Here is an 8,688-nt window from a genome sequence, read left to right on the forward strand (position 1 = left end):
TTCTCTTTCTCTATGCTGATGTCATTATATCGGTTAATTCTGTGACAATCAATCAGATTTATTTGAAGCCAGAATAAATGGGCAGCAACAGTAATCTCTCACTCACTTTTTCCAGCGACTGCGCCTGTTCTTCCCTCGTCTTATGGAAATGGCAGGTCTCACCCTGGCATTTCCCACAGCGCAGAATGTTGCAGTTCCCGTTTTCATTTTTTGCAAAACAATCCATAGCATCCACCTTTCCACCCTTTCCGCAAAAGAAAAGGCAGCGGTGAAAGGATAAAGCCCGCTGCCCTGTGCGGAGGCGTGAAAAAAGCCCCGTGGCTTCTCCATCAGGGCTCCCTACACTTCTTCGCATCATAAACATAACACATATTTTTTTCACTTTCAAGAAACCACTTCGGTACACTTACTTAACCATTACTTAACCTGTCAGCTTAAAAGGTATTCCTCCGTATGCTTCGCCCTGCCTTCATACAGCACCGCCAGCTCTGACAGCGCCTTCCTCCTGTACTTGGTCAGCATGGCCTCGCTCACCGCATATTTTGCCGCCGCCTCTTTCCACTGCATCCCGTTGACCACCATGTCCTGAATGACTTCGGGCAGCCGCCCGCTCAGCCTGCTGACCGCATACTCAAAGAATTCTATCTCTTCCTTCACATACTGGTATTTTCGGAAAGTATAATCATACCAGTCATCATTCATGCTCTCCGCCACCTTGCGGTAATAGACTGCCGTTTTCCCCGTCCTGTCGGATATACCGCTGGTCTGCACCCGCTCGTCCTGCGGACGGGAAAGGCACATGGACTCTATCACCTCATCCGTGGAAACCCCTTCAAACCTTGACAGTTCAAAGGCAAGCGTTATCCTGTCCTTTTTCCACTGATGGTATTTGTCAAACAGATTATCCCCTGCTTTCATTCTCCGCCGCCTCCAATCCTCGCTTTTACCGCATCCACAAGTGCCGACTGCCCGCAGTCCTTTTTCTCCAGCGCCGCCATCACCCGCTCATCCAGTGTGCCTTTGGCGATAAGGTGGTGGATCACAACCGTCTCCTCCTGCCCCTGCCGCCACAGCCTTGCGTTCATCTGCTGATACAGTTCCAAAGACCATGTCAGCCCGAACCACACCAGCGTGGAGCCGCCCGCCTGCAGGTTCAGCCCATGCCCCGCCGATGCCGGGTGGTTCGCCGCCACCGGGATTTTCCCGGCATTCCATCTTTGCATATCCTCCGCCGTGTCCAGCTCCACCGCCCCGGTACGCTCCACAATCCTTTGTAAATCATGCTTATACCAGTAGGCGATCAGAACAGGCTTGCCGTTCGCCGCCTCGACCAAGTCCTCCAATGCTTCCAGCTTGCGGTCATGGATGTGCTTTACGTTCCCGTTCTCATCGTAGACCGCTCCGTCCGCCATCTGTAAAAGTTTGTTGGAAAGCGCCGCCGCATTCACCGCATCAATGTCACCGTCCGAAAAGGGAAGGAGCATATCCCGCTCTAGCTGCTCATACAGAACCATCTCCTTTTCGGTCAACATGACCTCCACACGGTTGTAGACACACTCCGGCATATCCAGATAGTCCACGGCCTTCATGCTGATACAGATGTCGGAGATTAAATTATAAATCATATCCTCTGCCCCTTCCCGTGGCTTATAGGAAAAGACCATCTCCCTGCTACGCTTGTCCGGCACGAAGAACCGCTCCCGGTAGCCGCCGATGAACCGCCCAAGCCGCTGCCCCATGTCGAGGATGCCAATCTCCGCCCAAAGGTCGATTAATCCATTGGGTGCTGGCGTCCCGGTCAGCCCCACGATGCGCCGCACCATCGGGCGCACCTTTTTCAGAGCCTTGAACCGCTTCGCCTTATGGGACTTGAAGGAGGAAAGCTCATCGATCACCACCATGTCAAAATCCCATGTATGGTTTTCCACCAGCCACTCCACGTTTTCCCTGTTGATGACGTACACCTGTGCTTTCCTGCCAAGTGCGGCTATGCGTTCTTTTTCCGAACCAAGCACCGCCGACATCCCAACTCCCGATAGGTGATCCCATTTTTCCAGTTCGGAAGGCCATGTTAAATAGCAGACTCGTAAGGGCGCTATAATCAAAATTTTTCGGATGTCAAAATAATCAAACAGTAATTCCCATATGGCGGTGAGCGTGATCACCGTTTTGCCAAGCCCGCAATCCAAAAACAGTGCGCTCACCTTGTGGCTCACGATAAACTCCTTTGCATACTCCTGATATTCATGTGGCACATATCTCATCCAGCACACCTCCGATCTGCTCAATGCCATCAATCACAAAAACGGGAAATCCCAAACATTCCAACTGCCTCATTCTTTTTATCTGCAATGGCCTCGGCTTCTTCCTCGGAGCCTTTAACTCCACGAATGCGATTTTCCTCCCAGGCAATAAAACGATCCTGTCCGGCACCCCATCCAGACCGGGGGAAACGAACTTCACCGCCATGCCTCCCATCCTTTTCGCCTCTGCCCGCAGGCGGCGCTCTATCTCACTTTCAGAAAAATTCATTCTGTCCTGCCTCCTTTTCTGTACCAAAAGTTCCGAAAAACCAAAAAATCCCTATTACGCGCATATGGGTGTATTCATACGTCTTTCTCTCTCTTTTTTATATATTCCATTTATATAATTATTTTTTGGAACATAGGAACACGCCCCTCTAAGCCAGTGCCAGTCTGCTGTTCCCATGTTCCGAATTTCTGTTCCCAAAGTGCCTTTATGGGAACAGCGGGCGTTCCGTTCCAGTTTTTAACGTCACTCCCGTTTCGGAACACGCCTGTAAACCCACTGCGGCCCGTAAAGGGAGATGCGTTCCTTCTTCCTGCCGGAATCCCAGCCGCCGATACGCGCCATGATGGCGGAAATCTCCCCGCTGTCCATGCGTTTCAAGTTCGCCCTCTCCTTCCCGAAACATTCACACCAAATCTCCATGTTGGAGACGGACATACGGCGCACGGTGCCTTTTAAGTCCGGCTTCCCGAAATCCTCCCCATGAAGGAAGTTCCTGCGCTCGAATAAATCCATGTCATCCCATTTCTCCGGCAGGAGCGTGTCGAGGTACTCCCGCACAAGCCCCTCGCGCTCATCGCTCTCCATAGCCTCCCGCTGCTCGGACTTTGCCGTGTCCTCCATCTTCCCGTCAAGGTAGAGCCGCTCGCCCGCTTTCACATACACAAGCACTTCCGCCCATATCTGCCGGATGTCCTCACTGGATAACTCCCAAGAATGCCTCCGGCTCCCGCCCGGTGTCTTTACCGGCCAGAAACGGCGGTTCCCGGTGGTGTCCCGCAGATACCCCTTCTCCGCATTGGTGGTGCCGAAAAAGACGCACTGGCGCAGGTGCGGCGTTGCCCTTTTCCCGAAGGACGCGCGGTAGATGTCGTTCTGCCTTGAAAGGAAGGAACGCAGCGTCTCCACCTCCGCCTTTTTCAAGCCCGCAAGCTCCCCGATCTCCATGATCCAGTACCCCTGCAGCTTCTCCGCCGCCGTCTTGTCCTTCGTGTCGCTTAGGTTCAGGCTGTCGGAGAACCAGTCCCCGGCAAGCCGGGAAATGAGCGTACTCTTGCCCACGCCCTGCGGCCCGTTCAGCACAAGCATGGTATCAAACTTACAGCCGGGGCTTAACACCCGGCAGACCGCCCCGCATAGGGTCTTACGGGTAACGGCACGGACGTATGGCGTGTCATCCGCGCCCAGGTAGTCGATGAGCAGCGTGTCCACCCGTGGCACCTTATCCCACTCCGGCAGCGCATCAAGGAACTCCCGCACCGGGTGGTAGGAGCGGTCATCCGCAGCCTTCGTCACGGCGATATTGTAATTGCGCATGGAGAACGTGCCATAGTTCAAATCCACATAAGAGATAAGCTGTGCATCGTCCGCGTCACGCCAGAACCGCCCCGGATGCTCCCACGGCACCGCTCCCTTGATCTCCATTCCGTCACTGAGCTGGTTGAAAACAATGCCTTTCAGTTTTTCATCGTTGTTTAATATTAAAAGCAGATTCCGCAGGGTGTTCTTTACCACCGTGGAGCGTTTCTCATACTCCAGTTCCTTCTGCCAGTCCTCATTTTCCCCGGAAAACTCCTTCTCCGCTTTCTCCATCCGCTCCCCGGCAATGGTCATCTTCACATTCTCATCACTGACCGCAAACTCGCTCATGGCAGAAAAAGATGGGAGCTTCGCCGCCTCGGTGTCCTCGGACACCTTTTCATCCAATTCACCGAATCTGTGAATCCGCACCATGTCAAAGGCGTTCATCAGCTTCCCGCAGGCCGGGTCCGTGGCATGGTGGGAATAAGCGAACTTCCCTTCATAAATGACCACGCCCGCCTGTGAGTCAGCCGGAATATAGTCATACCTCCCCGGCATGGCGCTTGGCTGATAGACATCCGGAAGGAAGTTTGCTATTGCTTCCTCGATGGAATACGTCCGGCAGAATGCGCCGATGACGCCGTCTTTGGAAAGCGGGTCTGCCTGTTTCCGCATTTCCCTCTGGACGATGTTCTGCTGCCTGCTGCTCACCGGCCATTCGGAGGAATCCCGCCAGTCCTTATACCGTGAAAGCACCTCGTCCGGGTTTAACGGCTCTCCCTCAATGTCCTGGAAAATAAATTCCCCGTCAGCGGAAGTGGACGGCCAGTACATGAGGCGGCTCGGCTCGTAGGTGGTATCGTCAAACATCTCAATCCCGATGTCCTCCGCCACCTTCCTTGCGATTGCCACATATTCGTCCGGCGACACGTTCCGGGAGAGCGGGATGATGAGCCGCAGCCTCGGATTCTCCGGCGTGTGCTTATGGGTGGAATAAATGAGGCACCGGAAGTCAAAGAACATCTCCACCTGCTCCGGGATGTCCTGCGAGGCATGGTCCATGTCCAGCGTCAGGGCGGAGCGGAACTCCACGCAGTCCTTCTTCCTCCTGCCGCCCTTCAATTTCCCCATGACGAAACCGCCCACGTCCTTGATGGCGTCCTGCTTCGCCTTTGTCATTTTCATATACTGCTCCACGGTCTCCGCCGTGCGGATGGTGTGGGAGATGCGCTCCCTGAATTCATCCAGTTCCATCTCCACGTTGTTCCAGCGTTTCTCCATCCTTGAATTGCCTGTTGCTACCTGTATCCTCATTCCTTCCTGCCCTCCAATAATTTCAGATTTTTCACGCACTGGTTATAAATGATCTGTTCCTCCCTGGCTTTCCTACGGTAGAAATGCCATTCCTCCGATTTTGCCGTAAAGGACTCCGCTTTTTCCGAAAATGCCTTAACCTTCCCGGAATGCTCCCGTGCCTTTACCCGTAAGAACTGCCGCAGTTTCTCCTTATCCTCATCTTTCGCAAAGCGCCGGATCAGCGGGAACACCTTCCTTGCCACCGCCAACCTGCATGGGAAGAACTCATGGATATAAAGCTCCATCCTCCCGTTTTTATAAACCATCCTTACCGTTTCCCTTTCCGCTTTCTGCTCCGCCATACGCATCCCGCCGTAGGCTGTGGGGTCATGGTACCCTTCCGCATTCCTTCTCTCCATATATTTCTCCCTCACTTTTTGTAAAATCTGCATTCAAAGCCATCCGCCCGGAGCGGCAGCCCCTCCGCCCACTCTGGCTGTACCGCCATGATTTCACACATCTCATCCACGGAGCCGATGCCCTCCGGCACTTCCGCTATGATCTCATCATGGCAGTGCATGACGATTGGGTATCCCTTCTTCTCCACCCGCAGCATTGCCTCCGCCAGTAAATCCCGCGCCGTCCCCTGCACGATGTTCTCCACCAGCTTGGGGCCGTAGGTCTCTATCCGGCTCCATTTCTTGTTTTCGGAAATCCCTTCATAGGTCAGCCCATCGCGCCCGAATCGGTTCACAGCCATCCTCGGTTTTACATAGGACAGCTTCCGCCCGGACGGGAGCGTGATAAATAAAATCCCGCTCTTATATTCAAAAATGATCTTTCCGACTTTGGTTTTCTGCTTTTCCGTGACCGCCTTTATTGCGGCGGCATCCACATCCCACCAGAACTGCACCATGTGCGGATTGGCTTTCCGCCATGCCGCCACGAGCGGAGGAAGTTCCTCTTCGGTCAGCCCCATATCCAAAGCCCCCATTGAGATGAGAGCGCCGCTTGCCCCGCCGAATCCAAGGCCAAGTTCCGCTAATTTCCCTTTCTGCCGGAGCGGGGAGCCTTTCGTGATTTCCTCCATTGGCACATGGAACATGGAGGATGCCGATGCCTCATAAATCTTCCCGTGGGAAGTAAACACATCCAATCTCCACTGCTCCCCGGAAAGCCATGCCAGCACCCTTGCCTCGATTGCGGAAAAGTCTGCCACCACAAAACGGCATCCCGGTTTTGGAATGAAAGCGGTACGGATAAGTTCTGATAAAACATTCGGTGTGGAATCATATAATAATTCGATATCTTCAAAACGCCCCTGCTTCACAAGCTCCCTCGCCAGCTCCAGATCGGGTAAATGGTTCTGGGGTAGGTTTTGGATTTGGACCAAGCGTCCCGAATTCCCCGTTACCCACACCTTCCCGTTCCTTCTGACAAGAAAATATCCCGTAGGCGTGACGGCACAGTACACTTTTCCTGAGTATTCCAATGTTTTCGGTTTATTGCGTATCTCATGGCAGTTCCCCGGAGACATCCAGATATCCAGTATATAAGCGTCCTTCCAATTCGGATGTTCCGCAGAACGCTTTTTCATTTTAATCACTGCGCTCCGCCCGCTGATATGGGCAAAAGCCTGCACAATATCAGCATTCTGCTTATTGCAGGTGCTGTATTGGAGGCTGCTTGGCCCGCAATGGTATCCGTCCCAATATGGCAGTTCGTCAAAGAACACATCCGCGCTTTCATCAAAGAGCCATGTCCCAAAAGTCTTATCCCGGAAAATACGCAGCCATAGTGGAACACAGCGGGACACCACTGTAATCACGCTTGTATCGCTTTTTTCATAATCCTTTACAGTGAATGGTATCTCCGTCTGGCGCAGCAGATATTTGCACCTCTCAATTTTCCGCTTTTTCTTAAAATGGAATTGTATCGTGCCGTCCGGCTTATACGTTCCATCTGCCTGCACCATAATCAGCACACGCAGCCTCCCATGCTCCATCCCCGATGTTGTCCGGCGGAAACCAGTGAAAGGAATTGTCGGACGGTATTTCTGCATATTTTCAACGGTATCTTCTATCCACGGGCCGTCATATCTTTTCTTGGTATACATCTTGTGGTCGGGCGTACTTAACTGGCTGATACGGCTGTCGCTGTATTCATACATCAATCCGTCATAATCAAACTGCACAGCCTCCGCTTTTTGGAAACTCACAGCCTCCCCATGCGGATTCCAGCAGGCAATCTCCCCGCCGTTCCATTCATCAAGCCTTTTCCACCCATCGGGAGTCAGGACTTCATGATCTCCGGTCAGACACCACCGTCCGGAGCGGTTTGCACCGTAGAATTGTAAAACCCCGTGTACCCTTCCATCCGAGCAGACACTTCTCTCCATAGCCTCATATTTCTTCACGGACGTTTTTGCCATCAACAGCCTTAATCTGAGTAGTTCCTCCACTTCTCCGGCGCATGGCAGGGGAGGTTCCTCGTCCTGCCGCCATTTGCTTTCGTTGGCTTGCACGGGACGCAGAAATACCTTATAAGCTCTTTCCCTTCCTTCATCTTCTGCTCGTCCAGCCCAAGCACCCTGCCAACATCCTCCAAAGACCGGGGCAGGGCGAGCATGGCCGCCTGTACCGCGCTGCAATGCCAGGACTCCGGGGGAATGTACCTCCCAAAATATTTTGATAAGCAGGTTCGCTCGAAGTTGGCGTTGTATGCCGTCTTGGTCACTGACACATCAAAGATGGCTTCCTCCACTTCTGCCGGGAATTTCTCCCCCTGCGCAAGGTCTATGATCTGTGTTTCCCCTCCGTCAAAGGAATAGGCAAACAGCAGAATCTCAAAAGCAGGGCTGTCCGCATAGGCGTATACCCCGCATTTAACTAAATCCACATCGCTGAAACTTTCAATATCGGCTTCTAAGATTCGCCCCATTTCATGGCTCCTTCCTGTGTAGATACTTTGGATGACGGGCGGCAGTCACCCGCCGCCCTGATATTCCTATCCAAGAAAATCTTCCTCGTCATCCACTTCCACCGCGTCAAAGTCATCCTCCGCGTTCGTCCTGCCGCCCAGCGACTCCCCGTCACGCAGTTTCTGGATGTTGCCAAGCCCTGCGGCGATTCCCTTATTGCCGTTGGTGGAAAAGCCGTAGAAGTTCACGCTGATCCTGCCATAGCACCCGGAATACACCTCCGACTGGTCAAGGATGGGCTGTACGTTTTTATCCACCACCTGCGGCGCCTGCTTGCTGTTGGCGTTGAAGAAATAGCTGTCCGCATACGCCTCATCCTCCGGGCGGTCAATGTCGCCGTCACGCAGGGGCAGTTTCAGGTTCGCCGGGACCTTGCCGCCCCACTTGGAGACGGAATCCTTCTTCGCCTGCTCGATTGCCCTCTTGATCTTCTCGATGGTCTCCGTGTCCGACTTTGGTATGATGACCGATACGGAATACTTCGGGTCCCCATCGCTCACTGCGTTGGGCTCCCAGCAGTGCAGATAGGAAAACCTGCACGGTACGATCACTTTTGTCAAATTTGCATTTTCATTACTCAT

General features: G+C 53.2%; 8 protein-coding genes and 1 pseudogene. All 9 read right to left on the reverse strand.

Annotated elements, in window-relative coordinates:
- Positions 1–58: 58 nt before the first annotated feature.
- Positions 59–358 carry a hypothetical protein gene (locus D5281_RS23165; protein WP_160562283.1) on the reverse strand — a complete coding sequence of 100 codons (300 nt, stop codon included), beginning with the start codon at positions 356–358 and terminating at the stop codon, positions 59–61.
- A gap of 71 nt (positions 359–429) precedes the next feature.
- Positions 430–918 carry a hypothetical protein gene (locus D5281_RS23170; RefSeq protein ID WP_160562284.1) on the reverse strand — a complete coding sequence of 163 codons (489 nt, stop codon included), beginning with the start codon at positions 916–918 and terminating at the stop codon, positions 430–432.
- A complete protein-coding gene (locus D5281_RS23175; protein ID WP_160562285.1) occupies positions 915–2,264 on the reverse strand; it encodes an SNF2-related protein in 1,350 nt (449 codons plus the stop codon). Before D5281_RS23175 ends, D5281_RS23170 begins: the two co-directional genes overlap by 4 nt.
- On the reverse strand, positions 2,245–2,532 hold the full coding sequence (locus D5281_RS23180; RefSeq protein WP_160562286.1) for a PDDEXK family nuclease: 288 nt from the start codon (positions 2,530–2,532) through the stop codon (positions 2,245–2,247). Before D5281_RS23180 ends, D5281_RS23175 begins: the two co-directional genes overlap by 20 nt.
- Before the next feature lie 243 nt (positions 2,533–2,775).
- Positions 2,776–5,145 (reverse strand): VapE domain-containing protein, encoded by a 2,370-nt coding sequence (locus tag D5281_RS23185; RefSeq protein ID WP_160562289.1) that lies wholly within the window; start codon positions 5,143–5,145, stop codon positions 2,776–2,778.
- Positions 5,142–5,546, reverse strand: coding sequence for a hypothetical protein (locus D5281_RS23190; protein WP_160562287.1), 405 nt, complete (start codon positions 5,544–5,546; stop codon positions 5,142–5,144). The genes D5281_RS23185 and D5281_RS23190 overlap by 4 nt, the downstream gene beginning before the upstream one ends.
- 11 nt (positions 5,547–5,557) lie before the next feature.
- Positions 5,558–7,444 carry a DNA polymerase gene (locus D5281_RS23195; protein WP_277935579.1) on the reverse strand — a complete coding sequence of 629 codons (1,887 nt, stop codon included), beginning with the start codon at positions 7,442–7,444 and terminating at the stop codon, positions 5,558–5,560.
- A gap of 3 nt (positions 7,445–7,447) precedes the next feature.
- Positions 7,448–8,067 (reverse strand): annotated as a pseudogene (locus D5281_RS26215) (hypothetical protein); the annotation flags it as partial.
- 66 nt (positions 8,068–8,133) lie between these two features.
- On the reverse strand, positions 8,134–8,688 hold a 555-nt coding region (locus D5281_RS23200), incomplete at its 5' end, for a DUF2815 family protein (RefSeq protein WP_160562288.1).

Origin of the sequence: Parablautia muri, from assembly GCF_009917485.1 — a bacterium.
GTDB classification, from domain to species: domain Bacteria; phylum Bacillota; class Clostridia; order Lachnospirales; family Lachnospiraceae; genus Suilimivivens; species Suilimivivens muri.